Raw genomic sequence first — 18724 nt, forward strand, 5'->3', positions numbered from 1 at the left:
TCACAGTTGGTACTTACTTATTATCGACGATATTAAGCCCGGATTGCTGGGCACGGAACCACACATCGCCTAACCGCATGTTTGGTCCCACCTTGATACCGTTAATTTCTGTGACAGGTTGAACATAGTCGTTTGTGGCTAATGGCTGATCCTTGTTCGTCGGTGAATCGCGCCAGTAGATCCGCCGGCGCTGATACTTGTGGGGATTGTCAATAATGTTGCCAGGCTTGAGAATACGAAAGGCGCCAACAATCACATAATCTCCGTGAGTCACGACTAACAGGTACTTAAGCTTATCGACATTTTGACCAATTACCCAGTTACCAAAGGAACGCCGCGCTACCTTGTCGGAATTGAAAGCAGCACTCCCCAACAACTGGTAATTGGCTGCGTCTTGGGTGTCCTTGGTCGTCCCCAGGGTAATCAAGCCAATATGCTGGTCGCAGAGCGCTTTCAGCGACACCTCAGGCATCGCCAACCGGGCATTAATCTCTTCAACCGTCTCATACGGCAAGCTGGCCTGGTCCTGGTCGTCATTATGGTAGCCAGCCATCCGGTTAAGAAAGATGCCGCCATAGTTTTGCAGGTCAATGATCTTCAAAAAGTCGATCAGCGCGCCCTCAACCACTATTGCTTCATCATTCGTCAAACCCCAAGAAATAATCATCCGCTGAACGCGATAACCGGCCTTTTCAATGGCTAAAATCCGTTGCAGTTTGGCGTACTCACCATTAGCTACGCCTTGGTGTGCTTCTTTTTCATGGTCAAAAACGCGATTCCCAACACCCCTGCCAATATAAAAAATGGTTCCCTGGCAATGGTGGTCCTGGTCAGGCCGCGGGTCAACCAGGGCGTAGACATAATTTTTTAAGCGGTGTTGAACATCCAGCGAAAAACTATTCATTTGTGTCATTGTCAATTCTCCTACTTCATACTCCCTCTATCATAACAAATCTCACCTTTGGTGGTCCCATTAAGATCTTTAGCAGTTGTATAATGATGCCAAAGGAGTGACTTCACTATGAAAATTTACTTTGCTGCGGCAATCCGTGGTGGCCGCCAAGATCGGCAACTCTACCAGCAGCTCATCAATTTCCTGGTCATGAACAAGCACCAACAGGTCTTAACTGAACACATTGGTGCCAAACACCTCACTAGTACTAGCGAAGAGCAGTTGTCTGACCAGCAGATCCGTGACCGCGACGTGAAACTCCTCAAGGAAGCCGACCTGGTCGTCGCCGAAACCACCCAGCCCAGTCTCGGCGTTGGTTACGAATTAGGTTATGCTGAACGGCTTGAAATCCCAGTCATTATCCTTCATCGACAGGGGCCAAACCGCTTATCAGCGATGATCAATGGGACCGCCTTTTTCACCAACATCAATTATTACTCAACTCTTGATGACGCTAAGCGGATTCTCAGTCAGCAACTGCAGCATATTTCCCGGGAAATGGACCAACCAAATGAAGATCGCCATTAGCAGTGACAACCACCTTGATGTCAACCAGGTGGACGTCAACCAGGCGCTAAATTTTCAAGGTCACTGGTTGCTTGACCACCAGGTTGATAGTTACTTGTTTGCTGGTGACCTGTTCAATGATTTCCAGCAAACCCGTGCCTACTTTACCAGGCTGCAAGCATTGCTAGGACAGCAGACTCGTGTTTACTATATTGCCGGCAACCACGACCTCTTAAAGCACGCACCTTACGCTCTCGTGGAAGAGTGTTCTGATCCAGCCTATCTCCATCGTCGTTTTGTTGACCTCGCGGGAACAGACTGGCGGGTTATCGGCAATAACGGCTGGTATGATTACTCTTTTTCGTCTTACGCCAACCAGCCCCAAAGGGTCGCCCAATGGAAGAGGGCCTACTGGCTTGATAGCATTATTGACCAACCGCTGAGTGATCAGCAGCGGATGGCTAATGTGCTCCAGGAAGTGGACAAGCAATTACAAGCGGCCAAATTAGCTGGTAAGAAGGTCATCTTACTGACTCACTTCGCACCAGCCGTGGAGGCACTTGGGCAACCGCCCGCCAATCTCATTTCTCCGCGACAACGTTATTTTTACCAAATGTTCCGGGCAATGACTGGCAGCAAACGTCTGGGAGGGCTCGTGGAACGATCAGGCGTCGTCAAGAAAGTCTTTTATGGTCACCTGCACGGTCAACACCCCACATTCTCCCGTCACGGGGTAGACTACTATCACCAGGCGGTTGGTGTCCGGAATAAACGAATTAATGAATGGCAAACGGATAACTTTTTTGATCAGTGGCAACTGACGTTAAAAACAATTGAACTATAAAAGGAGGCAGCCTCTGTTGGTTGCCTCCCTTTTTTATATTTCCAACCGTGGCGTCGGTTGCCGAAAGCCCCTCGTTTTAACCATTAAGATTGCCAAGCCGGCTAGTAGCCACAAGCCGCCAACTATTTTAGCCGCCGGTGCTAAACTCAGAAAAATCCACAAGCTAACCGTAAAACCAATCAATGGTGAAAAAAGGTACTTGATAGTCGATACCAATCTCTTCTCTCCTCGAATGTAAAAACGATAAATAACACTCAAATTCAAGAGAAGAAAGCCAAAAAGAGCGCCGAAACTTACTAAGTTAGAAACGGTTTCCTGCGTCAAGGTCAGTGACAACACTAAGGATAGAACTCCCACCAAAACAATCGCAACCCATGGTGTCCGGTTTTTTTATGCAAACGGGCGAGCTGATGCGGCAAAATCCCGTCACGTCCCATGGCAAAGAGAATACGAGAGACCGCTGTCTGCCCTTCTTGACCACCTGCTAGGCCAAATGACAAGACCACCACAATATCAGTCAAACGACTGAGCACAGGGCCACCCACCCGATTAAGAATTTGAGAAAAAGCAGTAGCTGGATTCAACGACAAATAGTGTGGAGCTACCCAACCAGCAAGCCAGGTGGTAATGACAAACAGTAACCCAATCCCCACAATTGCACCGATGATTGCCCGGCCGACGGATTGTCGCGGCTCTGTTGCCTCTTCAGCTAACGTACTAATTGCATCAAAACCAAGGTAAGAAACAATCACAATACCAGTTGCCTGCAAAACCCCGGAAAAATTAAAATGCGTTGGGTTATAAAACGCGGTGACGGTTGGGTGAATCGCCCCCTGGACTGTCAAACGGATAGTCAGAAAGATAAAGGCGGCTAATACCGCTGCCTGCAATCCAAACAACACCCAACTTAGCCGAGAAACGAAGTCAACGCCCAGCAAGTTGACGATAGTATTAAAGGCGGCAATGAAAACAATCCAGACACAGGAAGGCACTCTCGGGAGTAGTTCATGCCCAAAGGAGGCACTAATTAAGTAGGTAATGGTAGGAATCAGCAAATAATCCAAACAGATCCCCCATCCGCCAAGAAACCCGAGTGCTGGAGTAGTGCCCTGTTGAACATAGGTATAAACAGAGCCGGAATAAGGGTAGCGATGACTCATTGTCGCGTAGCTAAAACCAGTAAAGAGCATGGCAATCATCCCCACCAGGTAGGCTAAGGCCACCATTCCGTTAGCTGGCTGTAAAAATGAGCCATAGAAAGCCACCGGGGCTACCGGGATCATGAAAATCACCCCATAGATAATTAGGTCCCGAGTAGAAAGGGACCGTTTAAGCGTGTCTGATTCAACTTCTTCCATATTATTCCTTCTCTCTGTCAAGACGGACGTGCATACCTCTTAACTAGTCAAAGATTGCGTAAGCCCGAACCGGAAAACCGGGAGCCTTTTCTGGCTTAGCAACGGAAATGTTAATCACCGCTCCGGTTGCCGGTACCTGGTCGAGGTTATCCAACAATTCTACCTGGTAGTGACCATGCGACAAGACGTAGTATTCACCGACCAGTCCGTCCTCCTGTTCAGTCGCCGTATCCGTATCAAAGGTTTCGTGCCCATTGGCGGTGGCGTGACGGGTTTCGTAAATGTATTTGAGCGCTTCTAATGACCAACCAGGGTAGTGATTCTGTCCATTGGCATCCTTGTTTTCAAACTTCTCCTGGGACGGCCAGCGCTTACTCCAATCAGTCCGCAAGGCAACAAACGATCCGGCTGGAATAGCCCCGTGCTTCTTTTCCCACGCCTGAACGTCTTTGACGGTCAAACTGGAATCTGGATTTTTCGCAGCTGCTACGTGGTGGTCAATCACTACCAGCGGTAAGACCAGGTCCTTAAGTGGCAAGTCTTCCACGTAACGGTCATCATCCTTGTCAAAGTGCACTGGCGGGTCAATGTGCGTCCCATATTGCCCGGGAAATGTATACTCCTTGACGAAGAAACCGTCGGCGTGAGTAAAAATAGTCTCAAACTTTGCCGGCTGAAATGATGGGAAGCGTGGACTAGCTGGTCCAAAGGTATGGGTCAAGTCGACCCAGTGCTTGTTCTTCAGTGCCGTTACCAGTTGCTGTGTTTGTGAAGTTGTCTTTTCTGTCATCTTAATCACCTTTCCCTAATTAACCCCAAACTTCATTCGCAATGTCCTTAATTAATGCAATCTTGGCCCACTGCTGGTCTTCGGTCAGAACATTGCCCTCTTCAGTCGACGCAAAGCCACATTGTGGACTCAAGCAAAGCTTATCGAGCGGATGAAACTGGGCCGCTTCGTGGATTCGCTTAATGATTGCCTGACGGTCTTCCAATTGACCATTCTTGGAGGTAACCAACCCAAGAACAACATACTTATCATCTGGCACTGCCGCCAGTGGCTCAAAGCCGCCTGCCCGGTCCGAATCGTATTCCAGATAGAAGGCGGTCACGTCCTCCTTAGTAAAGAGCGGGTCAGCAACCGGGCCGTAGCCACCAGTGGCTGCCCACGTTGAATGGTAGTTTCCCCGGCAATCATGGGTATTAATTACTAAGTCGGCAGGTTGGTCATCAATGACGGCGTTATTAAGCTCAACAGATTGTCTTTCCAACTTTTCTAGCTGTTGGACATCAAACCCGGCCGTTTGAATGTGTTCGGGGTGTTGAGCAAAGTCAGCATAGGTTGACCAAGTACAATCATCCAATTGGAGGGTGCGACAACCAGCTGCATAAAGATCGGCGACGACTTGCCGGTAAGCAGCAACTAAGTCAGCGGCGAAGTCGTCAAATGACGGGTAGTGCTCCTTAACGGTCAGAATGTTTTCTGGTCGTAAAAACTCGAAAAAGGCCTGAGCCGGCGACGGAATTGTCTGCTTGACCTGTGTTCCCGCCGAAACGTGGTCGCGGGTAAATTTAAAGTGATTCACAAATGGATGGTGTTCCCCGCTAACCTTGCCACTAACCTTGGCGGTTTCTGCACGGGTTGTTTCGTCATGGAAACCGTAGCCCGCTTTAGCAGCCGCTTGATCGATCCCGTGCAGTCCCCAAATAAAGTCGAGGTGCCACCAGCTGCGGCGAAATTCGCCGTCGGTAACGGCATGCAATCCCGCTGCTTCTTCCTTCTTAATTAGGTCAATAATGACACTATCTTCAACCTTCGTCAGTTCATGTCTGCTGAGCTGCCCTGCCTGGTACTTTGCCCGGGCAGCTTTTAATTGCTGTGGACGAAGGAAACTACCAACAATATCAAAACGGAATGGTGAAGTGGTTCTCTTAGTAAATTCAGTCATTGTAATGACTCCTTTCATGAACAAAAAAATCCCTAGAGCCAACCTTATGATTAGCTCTAGGGACGAATACTGACAGACGTCAATAGCGTGTTACCACCCTATTTCGGTTTAATCTCACGACTAAACCCTTCACAGGTACTCCGCAGAATACCCAGGTGCGATAACGTGCACCAACCCGTCAGCCGCTTGCTAACGCTCACGGCTTCCATCGCTCCAAGACCATCTTCATCACCGAAACCAACACTGCCTCTCACCACTCGCAGTTCTCTGGAGAAGGTTCCTAGTGATTACTCATCTCTTCATCGCGGTTATCAAATTGATTGTCAGTATCTTATAATCATTTTCTAATGTTGTCAACAGCAAATTTTAATTTTGCTAGTTTTCTTATTCGTTCATCTCTTTGAGTGCCAGGGCAAAGTTGCCAATCGTGGCCGACCCATTATTCTTTGCCAGCGGCATCGTCAAATATTCGTCAACGTTGCCCACGTCGACGTAGTCATTCAGTAATTTTTGAAATTCGCGGCGAACTTTCTTCAAGAATGGTTCACTGACTACGCCACCGCCAAAGACAATCTTATCGGGTCTGAACATCAGCGTAGAATCAAGTGCTGCCTGGGCAACATAATAGGCCATAATATCCCAAACGTGGTTAGTCAGCGGCACTTGCCGGCCACTAATGCCTAGGCGTGCCGGAAAAGTCGGCCCACTAACCAGCCCTTCCAAGCAATCACCGTGGTAGGGGCAAATCCCAGCAAAGTCGCGGTCGTCAGGGTGGCGCTTGACCCGGATGTGCCCTACCTCGGGGTGACCCAGTTCACCAACAAAGTGACCGTTAACAATTTCACCAGCCCCCACACCAGTCCCGATGGTGTAGTAGACCAGTGAATTAACTCGTTGGTTAAAGAGGGTCGCTAAAACATATTCACCATAGGCTGAACTATTGACGTCAGTGGTCCAAGAAATCGGCAGGTCAAAGTGCTTCTTCAGCGGTCCCACAAAATCAGTGTCCGCCCAGTGTTTTTTGGGAGTATTAGTAATAAAGCCGTACCGCGGTGAATTCTGCCGGATTTCAATTGGGCCAAAGGAAGCCACCCCAATGGCCGCCAGCTCATCTCTGTACTGGTCAAACCATTCAAGACACTGGCCGATCGTGTCTTCAGGCGTCGTGGTTTTAAAGATCGCCGAATCCTGGACCTGATAATCCTTATTGCCGACGGCGCAGACAAACTTCGTCCCACCAGCTTCAATACTGCCGAGTAACATGAAACGTCCTCCTTTACTTTCGGGCCACAGCCACAACCGCCATGGCTAACATCCCGAATGCCATCAAGTCCATCGATAGCATCATCTTATTCATCAGGGTCAAGACCAGGACGATTGCCCAGTACCCGACCATCAAGTAATTCCACGCTGTTTGCCACTTCAATTTTCTTCCTCCTTCTCCAACCATATTTTACCCTTTTTGCCGACCGGTTTAAGCTTTTTTCTGATGGCTGAAAAAAACGCGTGATAAAATAACGACAGAGTATTTTTACAAGAAGCAGTAAAGGAGTGGATACTGATGAGCGAACAACAACTTCAAACCGCAATTTTTGCTGGTGGTTGTTTCTGGTGCATGGTTCAACCCTTTGATACCCTCCCAGGGATCAAAAAAGTCGTTAGCGGGTACACCGGCGGCCACGTCCCTCACCCGACCTATGAACAAGTCTGTACCGGGAAAACTGGTCACACCGAGGCCGTCAAGATCACTTTTGATCCGCAAGTCTTCCCTTACAAAAAGCTCGTGGAAACCTACTGGACCGTCGCCGACCCCACAGATGCGATGGGCCAGTTCCAGGACCGCGGTGACCAGTACCGGCCGGTAATCTACTATAACTCACCCGAGCAAAAACGGGTCGCTGAACAATCTCGGCAGGCCCTTGCTGATTCTGGCCGTTTTAGCGAGCCGATTGTGACCAAGATTGAACCAGCCAAGCCCTTTTACCCGGCAGAAGATTACCACCAAGACTTCTACAAGAAGAATCCGCTGCGCTACCAACTTGAAGAAGCCGGCGGCCGGGCCAAGTACCAAGCACAGTTTAACCGCAAAAAATAGTTGACAGTTTTATTGCATTTGCAATAAAACAGACGTAGAATACAAGGAGAACGATCATGGTTGATATCTTACGCGAAATTGGAATGATTAACCGCGCACTAGATTCCATCTCCAACATCGAGTTTAAGGAGCTTGAGCTGGCACGCGGTCAATACCTCTACGTGGTCCGAATTTACGAACACCCGGGGATTATTTCGGAGCAGTTATCAAATTTGATCAAGGTTGACCGCTCAACCATCGCCCGTGCCGTCAAAAAGCTAGAGAACCACGGCTTTATTGAACGCAAGCATGACCCACACAACAAGAAAATCAAGCACCTGTACGTTACCGACAAAGGAAAAGCCATCTACCCGTTTATTATCCGGGAAAATGAACATTCCAACGCGGTGGGACTCCAGGGCTTTTCTGAAGAAGAAGCTCAACAGTTGCATGACTACCTCGTCAGGGTCCGCCACAATATTGACGGTGATTGGAACTTTGTCAAACGCGGTGGTAAGCGGAAGTATTAATCATCTGGAGGCTTGGATAATGCAACAAGTAGTGATTGACGACAGTTTTTGGCAGCTCTTTCCTGATGCCCAGGTCAATATCCTTTACGTCAACGGGATCGACAACCACAGTAGTGATGCCAATCTGGCGGAGCGCCAGGAGTTACTGAAGAACGCAACGGCGGCAGCTGGGGAATTTCTGACCAACGATACCTTTCGCCTTAACCCAGTCGTTGCCCAGTGGCGGAAGGCATTTCAACAGTTTAAGAAGAAAAAGGGCGCCCGTTCATCCATCGAAGCGCTTCTCAAGCGTGCTAACCAGGGGCGAGAGTTCAGCCCCATTGACCCGCTAGTCGACGTCTACAACAGCGTCTCGCTGACCTACGGCGTCCCGGTCGGTATTGAGGACCGGGAAAAGATTGCTGGCGACATGCACCTGGGTCAAGTTAAGGCAGGCCTATCATTCCAGCCCGTGGGGGCGGACAAAGATGAACCGACACTTGATGGCGAAGTGGCCTACTATGATGACCAAGGCGCCGTTTGCCGTTGCCTCAACTGGCGTGATGCCCAGCGAACCATGCTGACTGAAGATTCCACCAACATTGTCGCGGTCATGGAAGCCGTCGCCCCGGCACAAATTGAGCGGGCTAACCAGGCCATGGCAGAACTCAGCCAGCTCATCAACCATTACTTCACGGCCAAGCAAAGCCAGGTTTTCCACCTCACCAAGGACCAGCCAGCCGCGGTGGTACCTAAAGAATTGCAGTAATGTGGTAATAATTAGCTAACACGACTCCCACGAGGAGCCGTGTTTTTGTTTCATTTCAATAATGTCATATCCTCCCACCAAACCGCTTTGCCAGCACATGATAACTGCTATAATAGAATCATTGACTTTCGTAAAGGAGGCTCACCAATGAATCCAGTAACCGCAGAAAAAATTCCCGATTCCAAACAAAAATACGGCCACGTGGTAAGGGCCACTATCTGGTTTGGCAACCCCTACATGCCCTGGCACGACCCGCAAGTGCCCGGTGGCAAGTGGGGCCAGCAACTAATTATCAACGAGAATGGTCACTGTCAAAGCCAGGCCTTCGTGTTCAACCAGCATCGTCGGCGGCCCATTGACGGTCAAGCAGCTGAGGAGCTGCAGATGGCAGCTGAAGAAGCGCCGCAAATCCTCCACGACCTGGTCTCGACTCTCAACTACTGCGGACGGTTAGCTGATGATGACGAAGATTACCCGAACCGATACGTGGACATCCAAAATGACGCGGGCGAACACTTTGTTTTCGTCGACTTTGATGATACCGAACCACTAGCAATTGGTCGGCTATCAATGAAGATTCGTGACCAGCTGAACCGTGCTGACCTGCTAGTGATGGATGGTCGCGGTCGCGATGACTTTATCGAGCAACTGACGATGACTTTTATCGCCGATGACAACTATGGTGAAAAACTAACCCTCTCGCGGAATGACGAAGCCATTACCTATCAGCGCTGGGAATCAATGGGTACCGATATTACCACCACCTACCATTTACCGGACAACGTTTCTGCCATCCTCGACAACCTCAACCAGGCCGACTTTACAGAGACTATTCCGGGCTTGCCGGACGACGCCATGGATGACAACGGTCAGTTTGGCCACTTTACATGTACATTGACCCAGCGAAACCTGAAGCCGATCCGCTTTGGTGGCGACTACGAAAAGTACAGTCTGCCGGAAAACTGGCCAGGGTTGATGGAGGTCTTACATAACATGATGGACATCCCCGTCCTCGGTGTTCTCCTCTCGGCCGACTACTTTGGCAAGCGTCGCCGCCGGACTTCTGATGTCATCTACCTGAGCGTCAACTTCGGTCGTAGCAATCACGAGTACAACTACCTGACTGATGATGACTCTATCCAGGTTGGCGACTACGTGGTGGTTCCGGTGAGCGAAGACAATGACCAGCAAGTCGTGGAAGTCACCGCTAAGAATTACTACCAGCCCAATGAAGTTCCCTACCCGCTCGACCGCGTCAAAAAGGTAATTGGCAAGGCCGATGATGACGACGGACAAAGCGCTGAAGAACTGTAAAATAACCAACATCAAAAGGCGTCACCACCGGCAACAATTGTCGATGATGACGCCTTTTCAGTTATCCTGGTAGGCATAGTCTACCAGTCAGTTTTAGTTTCCAATTGGTCCACGATTTCTTCGATCACCGCCGCCCGCGACTCGGTTGCAAGCTGCTTTTCCCAGGCCTGCAATTGTTGGACAATCCGTAATTCCGCAGGGGTCCACTCGTCAGTGGCCGGGAGTGGCTGCTGGTCCTCTACTGGGGTCAATGGGTGGTCCTCGTCAATCAAATGCTGGTACGCCGCCGGTAATTTTTCCTGCTGGAAGCCGAAGAAAGTCAGTTCGTGCATGATTTCCACCAGCAATTCGGTCAGGTAGTGCCTGGTCAGCTGGTTTTCTGCCACGAAAAAGCCCATGACGTTGCCCTGCAGCGTATAGGTGAAACTAAACATCTGCGCTTCAGCACCCTCTTCAAGCAGGTCATTAACCGTCGAAAGGCCAAATGACGGTTCGGGAATCCGCTCTTCGACGTGGTGGTAGGCGTAAAAAATCAAACCGTCGGTATTTTCCCGCGCTTCCATCGTTTTCAATTGTTGCAAGTAATCAAGGAGCTGCCGGCGAGCTTCCTCTTCCACCTCGCCCACCGTCTTCGTCGGCTCAAAGTCCTCCAGCTCTAATGGATACTTCAGTAAGTAATTATCAATTAGCAACTGGGGATCTGTCTGTTGGAGAAAGGATTGTACTGTCTTCATCTCTCTACCTCATGTCAATAGATTTTCTCACTGCAATCAACAAGCATCTCCGGCTGGTTAATTAATAAGCAAGACTATGACATTATACCGGCAGCGTTTTCAGATAGCAAGTTTTAGCTGATGTTTGTTCTAAAAATTGAAAAATGGTATCAAAATGATACCAAATTAGTATTTTTACTAATTTTGGTAGTAGTCAACTACCTTGAGAGTGAAAGCTGTACCACCGGGTTCCCCCACTGCTTAATCAAGGCCAATAAATCGCTAATCTTTAGAATCACCGTCTGGGTATTCGTATTGGGATGGCAGCCGATCAGTGAGCTTTCGGCAAATAAACCCTGGTCAACAACGACTTTTACCTGATGCTGAGCATCATTGAGCAAGTTAAAGGGCGACACCGCCCCCGTCGTCACCCCGAGGATGGCAGTGAGTTGTTGCTCACTAGCAAAGGACAACCGCCCAGCCGCCAACTGTCGCCGGAGTTTTTTCATCTCCAATCGCTGGTCATCCCTCATCATCACCAGGTAAAGATGGTGCTTATCATGCAGGAAAAGGTTTTTGGCTCGCGCAAAGTGATAGTCGGCTGTGTACTGATCAGCTTCTGCCGCGGTGTAGACGGCGGGATGGTTGACGACTTGGTAGTTAATTTGTTGGTGGTCAAGCATTGTCAGGATTTCTTGTGGATTCATTGTTAACACCTCTTGTTGCTCATATTATAATCATGCTCTTCACCAAGCACCACTCTTACCGCCATTGACAAACCGTCCCGAATATTTATACTAATTAGTAACTCATTAAGAGCTTAACCTAATATTTCCTTTTGAATATGGGAAAGGGGATCGTGCGCCCTCAATTAGGTTGAGCTCTTTTCTTTTTCCCATAAATCACTCTCACTACGAGGAGGAAAAATGATGGAAAAAGAGTTACAGAAGATTGGGTTAACAACGGAAAATGTTGAGTACTTCGACATCCCCGCCAAATACATTAGGCGTTTTTACTGCACAGGTCTCAACCGGGAGCTGACTTTCAACAAGAAAATCTACTCATCACCTGCAGACCAAGATTACCGGATAAAAGAAATCTACACCTGTGAAACGGTTGTCCTCGCCTTTGACTACCAGGCAATTAACCAGGAGCAAACCTTTGCGATCGGTCCGGATGGCCAGCCCGAGGGGCTCAGCGACCGGCTGGCCAGTTGCCATGATATCACTTGGTTGACACTGCAGTACACCAACGGTCAAACAATTGATATCCAGGTGCCGTGGAGTTTCCGTAGTGACACCACCAACTACAACATGTTTACCCAAATTAAGCCATGCACCGAAAACAAAAAGAAAAAAGAAGAGGTCATCCTGATCTCCAGTAGTGAACGCATCCTTGCCGACGCTTCGTTCTGGATGTCGAGAGACTTCTAAGCTTCCTTATATTATGAACCCCATCGTTGGTCACAAGTGGTCAACGGTGGGTTTTACTATCGAGAAAGTGTGAACATTTATCTGAGTATTAACCTTGTGGCAAGCACCCCCGTATGTATTTCTCAATTTATGATAATTCGGCAGGGTTATCTTCTAAGAGATAAACATTGAGCATTTTTTACCTCACTCACTATTGTATATTCCTATCGTATTAATTCTAAGCAAAATCTCTCGTCTATCATGATTGTCCCCCAAGCGCTTTTTTGAATTTTTTCCGTTCAATGCAAAATAAAACCATTCAATGAATTTTATTTTGGTGATTTACGATAACATTAACTCGTTCTTTTTTAGTTACTATTGGCGGAGAAAAAATAAACAAGAGAGCGGAGAATACTTGTGTAATTTTGAACATCTGACAAGGCAGACATAACATTAATTTAAAGCTTGCCATTGTCATCTCAGATCGAGCTTTAACTAGCAAATTCTGTCGATTGTACATCGTTTGTCATGCTCTCAATTGTCTGTCTCCGATATGATTATCGGAGTTTTTTTCTGAGCAACAACAATGAATTAATCACAGGAGTTCATCATGAGCGAACAACACCAGCACTCTTCAAATCAAGATAAGTTGGAAAAACAATTGGAAAAAGAAAATCAACAACTTAAATCAGAGCTGGAGGACATCAAGCAACATCCCAAAAACAACATCAGCAGTAAGTTGAAACCATCTGCCGATAACTGGCGAACCGTGGCGAAGTTTATGAAGGCCAACCTAATCACCGAAATCGTGATTTTGATCTTGGCAGTACTCCTCTTCATCTTCGCCCATCACGAGCTTTGCTATTACCTACTAATTATTTTAGCGGTTACGACATATACTTACCCGCTTGTTTCCGGCAACCAACGCTATCCGTGGGAACTGAAGATTAAGTTGCCTCACAAGACAACCAATCAGCCAACAAAGCAACGGCCAGAGGCAACGCAAGCGGCTTCCAGACAGTCTGCACCAGTTGAAGATGAGCCGGCCAAATCACGGCCAACTCGTGAGACTGTCGCTGACCGGCAGAAGCGGAATAACTCGCACCATCAGGGAATTATCGCCATTCTAGTCTTAATTATTGTGATCTTAGCCACCACGATCGGCTTTGTCCTCTATCAACAGGCTCACCAAGCTAAAACCCCGGCTGCTGCTTCATCATCCAGTACCACTTCACAAGTGCAGTCATCAGCTCATTCTTCATCTACGAAGAAAGCCACCAAACCAGCTGGTCTAAAACCTGATGATTTGGACGACAACCTCAAGGCGGCCGCTGTGGCTTATGTTGCGCAAAAGCACGTCGACAAGTCCAAGGGCTTCTTCAGCACAGCACTCCAAAATCACGGTCTCAGTCTTTCTTCAGATATCAACGCTGATTACGACAACGGTTCCCATCCGGTTGGTTTAATGCCCAAAAATTCTGGATCAGGTGCGCTGCCGTTTTACACTACTGATGGCGACAATGTTTACTTCTATATACCATCAGCCACCCCACCTGAAGCTGTCGGTGATGACCCTGCTGAATATACTAAGCCGCTACTCAGTACTTCCTGGCAACAGATTTGTGACGAAATTAATGCGGACCACGCCGTTAACGATGTCAAAACCGTCGCTGCTGGATCCGAACAAGTTAATTAAGGAGAATACCAATGAAAGATTTATTTGATATGAACCGGTAAGAACTGGCCGACTTTTTCACCGATCTAATTCATACCATTAACACCAAGAACGACCTTGAGAACATCTTGCAGAGCGACCGCTTTTTCGAGGACGCTTATGAGGAAGTCGTCCACCAATTCTGCGACACCTACAACGAAGAGCCGACCGCCATTAACGAAATGTTCAATGGTCAAGATGCTGGTTTTTTAAGTAGTCACTTTTATGACGAGTTCAAAGCCCACCACGACTCCAAGCAATTTGACCTGCTCACTCAAAAGATTGACTTACTTCATGAAACGCAGGACGAAATTTACGAGCAGCAAAGCCAATTTCAGGGCGGTGAAAATCGTCACACTGAAAACAACGTTGTGCTGGCTGTAGTGATGGCAATCCTGATGTTTGTGACGATCAGCTTCTTACCATTCCTCTTCCAGCTAGTCTTCTTAGTCCTCGCAGGGTTCTTTGCCTACCGCGCTTACGTCACTAAGAAATACACGACATACCAAAAACAAATCGACCAAGTTCAAACCAAGATCAACAATGCCGAAAACGAGCAGGACCAAATTGCTCTGCCATTCCTGAAGAAGATGTTTGACGACGCGGTTGCGGAATGGAAACAGTCTGCTGGTTACCTCGACGCCGTTACCAACGCTCAAAAACAAACTGATGAGGCGAAGGCACAACTGGCACAGCTCAACCTCGATGGTTTGAAGATGATCCCACAACAGTTCCGATCAACCACAATTCTGACGATTTTCTCTAACTACCTCCAAGAAGGCCGCGCCGACTCCTGGAAAGAATGTGTCAACCTCTACCACCAGGAAAAGCAGTTTGACGAAAGCCGTCGTCACTACCGTGAACAGGAAGAACATAACCGGGAAGAACAACGGCTTCACGAAGCCGAATTATCCGAACAACGGCGACAATCTGACCTGGCTAGTCAAAACCTTGACGAAGCTCGGGCTCAAACGCGGTTACAAAACGACCAGTTGGACGAACGTCGGCAACAGACTGTCCTCTCAAGTGCTCAGTTAGATGAATTAAGGAAGGGCAACAGTTTCTCTGCTCGACAACTCCGTGAAATGAAGAAGCAAACGACTCTTCAGGGCAAACACCTGAATGAAACTCATAAGCAAACCAACATCGGCAAGACCGTTGCCGCTTCATCCATCTTGCAAAATGCACAGCTGAATGAACTGCATCAGACCAGCCAGGACATTGCCCAAGAACAAAAGGAACACCATCGTTGGGAAGAAAAGGGCTTCCGGACTAAGAAAGAAGAGGAAAACTATCGTGAGGCTCACCCATTCTGGAGCACTCAACACCCGCGTCGCCACGACAACAAGAATCCCGAGCGGTTCTAACAACCAACGATTTAACGGAGTAATTTAATGTTCAAGAAAAAACGCAAATGCCCAAAATGCCAGCACCCGTACAATAAGGGCGATAAATTTTGTGAAAAGTGCGGCTATGATTTAAGGGAGATCCGCCGCACCAAACGACATTGGCCAACTTGGCTGAAGTATGTTGGGCTCGCCGTCCTGGTTCTTATCCTCATTGCCTCGCTGTGGTATGTCATCAGCCCAACCATGGACTATCAAGCAATTATTCACCATACCTATACTGGCGGCGACTACCAAAATGCACTCGGGGCCAGCATTACAGACGACCTCTCCAGCACTTATCGCTTTGCTTCATTTTTCTTGTGTGCCAGTTTGCTAGGCTTAGCTATCGTTTTCGCCAAGTACCTCAAAAAACCGCGGAAACTAACAATTGCTATGATTGCAATTATTGAAGTAGTCACTATCGGGGGTGTCGTCCTTAATTACAACCACAACCACAGCTTTTCCCTTTCCAGCAGTAAGCTGGGAGCTTCCTACACCAAGGAAACCTTAAGCGGGTCCATTTGGCGTTACTCGTATTATAAGGACAAACAAGATCAAGATACCGACAGCGGTGACTGCCAAAACCAAATTACCAAGGATGTCGGTGGCAATAAGTACTCACACGTCTTCCTCAAGTTCAACAGTGACGGCACCTTGGGCGTCAATATCAACCCTTACTGGCAGGATGACGACCAAAAAGCATACGACCATAGTGAAAGTAGCGATTACCGGACAGTCGGTAACTGGGACGTCACGGCCAGTGGCAAGGTCCGGATCAGTTGGGACGAGACCGATACCGGGGCTTACAAGTATGAAACCGTCAAGGTTAAGAAAAAGCACCATAAGAAACACCACAAGAAGTATACGTACAAGCAAGAACTGACACCACAGTTCTTGGATTCCTATGGCAACCCCGACACAACGTTGCCACGCTACTTTCCTGGCGATTCGATTGAAGGACACGCCAGCTTTGGGATCAAAACACTCAAGATTGATGGGGTTCTCTTCCAAACTCCTTCAAAGGACGGCAGCGTTGATGATAATGTTCGTTAGTAGAAAGGTGATTTATATGAAATACGTTAAAAGATTTTTCCTCGCCATCATCGTGATCTGCTCGTTAGTGGGCATCACCAGTGTGACGACAGCTCATGCCGGCTCTGGATACAACATCCACGGCATTACCCGCCCAATGGCTGAACGCTGGGCCTGGTGGCACTTCTACACTTCCAACAACGGTCAAGCACCAAATGGGACCGAAAAGATTCCGATTGACAACCAACATTTTCGCGTAATCTCCTGGTGGACCAAGGGCCACAAGCGGATTGTTGTTAAAATCTTGAAAAAAGTCCCCGCAGGTGGTGAACAGGAATTCCGGGTTTACCGGGTCTCACCCGCTGGAAACTTGAAGCTGAGAGATGATCAGGACTCGATCGGTGAAGGAGTCACAATCTGGAACATTGTTAGCCGTGAATACCATTCCTTAGATACTAAGGAGTCATCGCAGCAAATTAATTCAATGTCTAAGGACGACCTGCACTACGACACCATCACGCCGATGCAAACCGCCGCTGCGGTCTTGATTTACTACGACCATGTTCAAAATGGAAGCTTCGTAAAAAAGGGTCTTCAGGAAAACGGCTTTAATCTGAGTCAGACCCGTGTCACCAAGAAGGACCTCGCCCACCCTGGCCGTGGGATTGCTTACGGACTCAAACCGATTAATGATAACGTCCAAGAATACTTCTATACGATTAACAAGAAGGGCGAGGTCTACTTTTACGTTAACGGCAATATGCATCCGTTCAAAGTGGTCAAGTTGAACACAATCATCAAATACATCAACACCACCAAACAACAAGGAAAAGTTCGGCAAATTGCTGGGATGTTCCACGTTGAAGACGTCAAGCCAATGCGCAAGTAATAAACTTCAGAAAAAGGATTTTAAAAATGTATTGTAAATACTGCGGTTATAAACTAGAAAAGAAGTCGAAGTTCTGCCCAAATTGTGGGAAACAACTGATTGAAGACACAAAGCCAAACAAAACAACTGAATCCGTTGAAAAGAAAACAGCTCACAATAATGTCACCCCAAAGCGTCAGCACCATAAATTGATCATCAGTCTCCTCATCGTTGTGATCGTTTTGATGGCAGGCTGGCTCGGATGGTGGAAGTACCAGCACCCAAGTCTAAAGAAGGCAGTTCCGGGTTCGATTTACAAGGTCACTATTAGTACTAAATATGATGGCAAGAAGATCACAGGAGGCGTTGGATATTTCATTTTTACTAAAGATGGACAATATGCACTAGTCGACACCAAAAAAGAAGCTACTGCCTTTGAAAACGAAGATTATAAGCAAGCAGCCAAGAACTGGGAAGATGATCAGACAAGGTATAAATACCATGTTGAAAACAACAAGGTTATTGATATGCATTACTATGTTCCCGGAACTTCAGAGGATGAACATCGCAAGCTCACCGTTAACAATATTGACAGAACCCACTTGACAACAACATTCAAAAACAACGAATCTGCAATTGGTGCTGATATACCTAAGAATTCACATGTCAAATTTGTTAAAATTGGAGAAACCAAATCCTAATCAAAAAGTGGCTGTGCCATAAGCTTCCTTTCCTATTTGGTTGGAGAATAATCCAAAGATTTCCGTTAAATAAAAAAGAAGAGGTCATCCTGATCTCCAGTAGTGAACGCGTCCTTGCCCACGCTTCGTTCTGGATGTCGAGAGACTTCTAAGTTGCCTATATAACGAACCCCCATCGCTAGCCACAAGAGGTCAACGGTGGGGTTTTACTATCGAGACACCCGACCTATTTGCTGGATAGGTCGGGTGTCATTTGCTCAAAAACAGCTTTTGAAATTCATTAGAGGGACAGCTTAATCAGACTCAGGATAATCTCGATGATGAAAATAACGATCACCACTACTGCAATCCAAAAGGTGCCCTTATTTTGGCGGTCCAGGGGGATGGTCAGTTGTGATTCAATTAGGGCTAAACTACCAATAATATTAAGCACTGACGCGGCGATCTGGTTTTTGATCAGAGTACTGCTAAACAATACCAAGACGGCACCAATCGCGGCGAAAATGATGGCTTTAGCTTTTTGTTGGGTCATGTGATGGCTCCTTTTCTACTTAAAGTCAAGTTATATCAGTACTTAGCGACTGTATTGACTTGGCTTTTTTAGATTATTATGTTCAATA

The 18724-nt window shown here is 47.6% G+C and carries 20 protein-coding genes and 1 pseudogene; 12 read left to right on the forward strand and 9 right to left on the reverse strand.

Annotation, left to right across the window (positions count from 1 at the left end):
* Positions 1-13 precede the first annotated feature (13 nt).
* On the reverse strand, positions 14-913 hold the full coding sequence (locus Q0E49_RS05775; protein WP_295746985.1) for a GIY-YIG nuclease family protein: 900 nt from the start codon (positions 911-913) through the stop codon (positions 14-16).
* Positions 914-1021: 108 nt separating this feature from the next.
* On the opposite strand from Q0E49_RS05775, the gene Q0E49_RS05780 reads away from it, so the two are divergent.
* Positions 1022-1480 (forward strand): nucleoside 2-deoxyribosyltransferase, encoded by a 459-nt coding sequence (locus Q0E49_RS05780; RefSeq protein WP_295746986.1) that lies wholly within the window; start codon positions 1022-1024, stop codon positions 1478-1480.
* The gene (locus Q0E49_RS05785) at positions 1464-2303 is read left to right on the forward strand and encodes a metallophosphoesterase (RefSeq protein WP_295746987.1); all 840 of its coding nucleotides are present in this window, start codon (positions 1464-1466) and stop codon (positions 2301-2303) included. The genes Q0E49_RS05780 and Q0E49_RS05785 overlap by 17 nt, the downstream gene beginning before the upstream one ends.
* 33 nt (positions 2304-2336) lie before the next feature.
* Here the strand turns inward: Q0E49_RS05785 and Q0E49_RS05790 are convergent.
* The 5 genes and pseudogenes from Q0E49_RS05790 to Q0E49_RS05810 all read right to left on the reverse strand — a co-directional run bounded on the left by Q0E49_RS05790 (position 2337) and on the right by Q0E49_RS05810 (position 7036).
* Positions 2337-3661, reverse strand: a pseudogene (locus Q0E49_RS05790) (APC family permease).
* 43 nt (positions 3662-3704) lie between these two features.
* Positions 3705-4451, reverse strand: coding sequence for a cyclase family protein (locus tag Q0E49_RS05795; RefSeq protein ID WP_295746988.1), 747 nt, complete (start codon positions 4449-4451; stop codon positions 3705-3707).
* 19 nt (positions 4452-4470) lie between these two features.
* Complete coding sequence (locus Q0E49_RS05800) at positions 4471-5610, reverse strand: 5-methyltetrahydropteroyltriglutamate--homocysteine S-methyltransferase (RefSeq protein ID WP_295746989.1); 1140 nt, start codon at positions 5608-5610, stop codon at positions 4471-4473.
* A gap of 384 nt (positions 5611-5994) precedes the next feature.
* Entirely contained in the window at positions 5995-6873 is an 879-nt protein-coding gene (scrK, locus tag Q0E49_RS05805; protein WP_295746990.1) for a fructokinase ScrK, read from the reverse strand.
* A 13-nt stretch (positions 6874-6886) separates the two neighbouring features.
* A complete protein-coding gene (locus Q0E49_RS05810; protein ID WP_295746991.1) occupies positions 6887-7036 on the reverse strand; it encodes a hypothetical protein in 150 nt (49 codons plus the stop codon).
* Between the two features lie 135 nt (positions 7037-7171).
* Here Q0E49_RS05810 and msrA point away from each other — a divergent pair, with 135 nt between their 5' ends.
* The 4 genes from msrA to Q0E49_RS05830 all read left to right on the forward strand — a co-directional run bounded on the left by msrA (position 7172) and on the right by Q0E49_RS05830 (position 10276).
* Entirely contained in the window at positions 7172-7705 is a 534-nt protein-coding gene (msrA, locus tag Q0E49_RS05815; RefSeq protein WP_295746992.1) for a peptide-methionine (S)-S-oxide reductase MsrA, read from the forward strand.
* Between the two features lie 56 nt (positions 7706-7761).
* Positions 7762-8214: a MarR family transcriptional regulator gene (locus Q0E49_RS05820; RefSeq protein WP_295746993.1), complete on the forward strand. Its 453-nt coding sequence runs from the start codon at positions 7762-7764 to the stop codon at positions 8212-8214.
* Positions 8215-8233: 19 nt separating this feature from the next.
* Positions 8234-8962, forward strand: a complete 729-nt coding sequence (locus Q0E49_RS05825; protein ID WP_295746994.1) for a phenylalanine--tRNA ligase beta subunit-related protein — start codon at positions 8234-8236, stop codon at positions 8960-8962.
* Positions 8963-9109: 147 nt separating this feature from the next.
* Entirely contained in the window at positions 9110-10276 is a 1167-nt protein-coding gene (locus Q0E49_RS05830) for a hypothetical protein (RefSeq protein ID WP_295746995.1), read from the forward strand.
* A gap of 80 nt (positions 10277-10356) precedes the next feature.
* On the opposite strand, the gene Q0E49_RS05835 is transcribed toward Q0E49_RS05830, so the two are convergent.
* Together Q0E49_RS05835 and Q0E49_RS05840 are read right to left on the reverse strand one after the other, a co-directional pair.
* On the reverse strand, positions 10357-11010 hold the full coding sequence (locus Q0E49_RS05835) for a DUF6557 family protein (protein WP_295746996.1): 654 nt from the start codon (positions 11008-11010) through the stop codon (positions 10357-10359).
* 197 nt (positions 11011-11207) lie between these two features.
* Positions 11208-11696: a prolyl-tRNA synthetase associated domain-containing protein gene (locus Q0E49_RS05840; RefSeq protein ID WP_295746997.1), complete on the reverse strand. Its 489-nt coding sequence runs from the start codon at positions 11694-11696 to the stop codon at positions 11208-11210.
* 222 nt (positions 11697-11918) lie between these two features.
* On the opposite strand from Q0E49_RS05840, the gene Q0E49_RS05845 reads away from it, so the two are divergent.
* The 6 genes from Q0E49_RS05845 (at position 11919) to Q0E49_RS05870 (ending at position 18104) form a co-directional block, all read left to right on the forward strand.
* Positions 11919-12422, forward strand: a complete 504-nt coding sequence (locus Q0E49_RS05845; RefSeq protein ID WP_295746998.1) for a hypothetical protein — start codon at positions 11919-11921, stop codon at positions 12420-12422.
* 589 nt (positions 12423-13011) lie between these two features.
* Positions 13012-14097: a hypothetical protein gene (locus Q0E49_RS05850; protein WP_295746999.1), complete on the forward strand. Its 1086-nt coding sequence runs from the start codon at positions 13012-13014 to the stop codon at positions 14095-14097.
* Between the two features lie 107 nt (positions 14098-14204).
* Positions 14205-15482, forward strand: coding sequence for a hypothetical protein (locus tag Q0E49_RS05855; RefSeq protein ID WP_295747000.1), 1278 nt, complete (start codon positions 14205-14207; stop codon positions 15480-15482).
* A 27-nt stretch (positions 15483-15509) separates the two neighbouring features.
* The gene (locus Q0E49_RS05860; RefSeq protein WP_295747001.1) at positions 15510-16556 is read left to right on the forward strand and encodes a zinc ribbon domain-containing protein; all 1047 of its coding nucleotides are present in this window, start codon (positions 15510-15512) and stop codon (positions 16554-16556) included.
* 16 nt (positions 16557-16572) lie between these two features.
* Positions 16573-17424: a hypothetical protein gene (locus Q0E49_RS05865; RefSeq protein WP_295747002.1), complete on the forward strand. Its 852-nt coding sequence runs from the start codon at positions 16573-16575 to the stop codon at positions 17422-17424.
* A 26-nt stretch (positions 17425-17450) separates the two neighbouring features.
* Positions 17451-18104: a zinc ribbon domain-containing protein gene (locus tag Q0E49_RS05870; RefSeq protein WP_295747004.1), complete on the forward strand. Its 654-nt coding sequence runs from the start codon at positions 17451-17453 to the stop codon at positions 18102-18104.
* A gap of 280 nt (positions 18105-18384) precedes the next feature.
* Here the strand turns inward: Q0E49_RS05870 and Q0E49_RS05875 are convergent, their stop codons facing one another.
* Positions 18385-18636, reverse strand: a complete 252-nt coding sequence (locus tag Q0E49_RS05875; protein WP_295747006.1) for a hypothetical protein — start codon at positions 18634-18636, stop codon at positions 18385-18387.
* Between the last annotated feature and the right edge of the window lie 88 nt (positions 18637-18724).

It is taken from the genome of uncultured Limosilactobacillus sp. (assembly GCF_934202235.1).
Taxonomy (GTDB): Bacteria; Bacillota; Bacilli; order Lactobacillales; family Lactobacillaceae; genus Limosilactobacillus.

What these genes read in the sequence shown, in the direction of transcription:
- Q0E49_RS05775 (WP_295746985.1), bottom strand. Translation starts at nt 913, where the DNA reads ATGACACAAATGAATAGTTTTTCGCTGGATGTTCAACACCGCTTAAAA.
- Q0E49_RS05780 (WP_295746986.1), top strand. Translation starts at nt 1,022, where the DNA reads ATGAAAATTTACTTTGCTGCGGCAATCCGTGGTGGCCGCCAAGATCGG.
- Q0E49_RS05785 (WP_295746987.1), top strand. Translation starts at nt 1,464, where the DNA reads ATGAAGATCGCCATTAGCAGTGACAACCACCTTGATGTCAACCAGGTG.
- Q0E49_RS05795 (WP_295746988.1), bottom strand. Translation starts at nt 4,451, where the DNA reads ATGACAGAAAAGACAACTTCACAAACACAGCAACTGGTAACGGCACTG.
- Q0E49_RS05800 (WP_295746989.1), bottom strand. Translation starts at nt 5,610, where the DNA reads ATGACTGAATTTACTAAGAGAACCACTTCACCATTCCGTTTTGATATT.
- scrK (WP_295746990.1), bottom strand. Translation starts at nt 6,873, where the DNA reads ATGTTACTCGGCAGTATTGAAGCTGGTGGGACGAAGTTTGTCTGCGCC.
- msrA (WP_295746992.1), top strand. Translation starts at nt 7,172, where the DNA reads ATGAGCGAACAACAACTTCAAACCGCAATTTTTGCTGGTGGTTGTTTC.
- Q0E49_RS05820 (WP_295746993.1), top strand. Translation starts at nt 7,762, where the DNA reads ATGGTTGATATCTTACGCGAAATTGGAATGATTAACCGCGCACTAGAT.
- Q0E49_RS05825 (WP_295746994.1), top strand. Translation starts at nt 8,234, where the DNA reads ATGCAACAAGTAGTGATTGACGACAGTTTTTGGCAGCTCTTTCCTGAT.
- Q0E49_RS05830 (WP_295746995.1), top strand. Translation starts at nt 9,110, where the DNA reads ATGAATCCAGTAACCGCAGAAAAAATTCCCGATTCCAAACAAAAATAC.
- Q0E49_RS05835 (WP_295746996.1), bottom strand. Translation starts at nt 11,010, where the DNA reads ATGAAGACAGTACAATCCTTTCTCCAACAGACAGATCCCCAGTTGCTA.
- Q0E49_RS05840 (WP_295746997.1), bottom strand. Translation starts at nt 11,696, where the DNA reads ATGAATCCACAAGAAATCCTGACAATGCTTGACCACCAACAAATTAAC.
- Q0E49_RS05845 (WP_295746998.1), top strand. Translation starts at nt 11,919, where the DNA reads ATGGAAAAAGAGTTACAGAAGATTGGGTTAACAACGGAAAATGTTGAG.
- Q0E49_RS05850 (WP_295746999.1), top strand. Translation starts at nt 13,012, where the DNA reads ATGAGCGAACAACACCAGCACTCTTCAAATCAAGATAAGTTGGAAAAA.
- Q0E49_RS05860 (WP_295747001.1), top strand. Translation starts at nt 15,510, where the DNA reads ATGTTCAAGAAAAAACGCAAATGCCCAAAATGCCAGCACCCGTACAAT.
- Q0E49_RS05865 (WP_295747002.1), top strand. Translation starts at nt 16,573, where the DNA reads ATGAAATACGTTAAAAGATTTTTCCTCGCCATCATCGTGATCTGCTCG.
- Q0E49_RS05870 (WP_295747004.1), top strand. Translation starts at nt 17,451, where the DNA reads ATGTATTGTAAATACTGCGGTTATAAACTAGAAAAGAAGTCGAAGTTC.
- Q0E49_RS05875 (WP_295747006.1), bottom strand. Translation starts at nt 18,636, where the DNA reads ATGACCCAACAAAAAGCTAAAGCCATCATTTTCGCCGCGATTGGTGCC.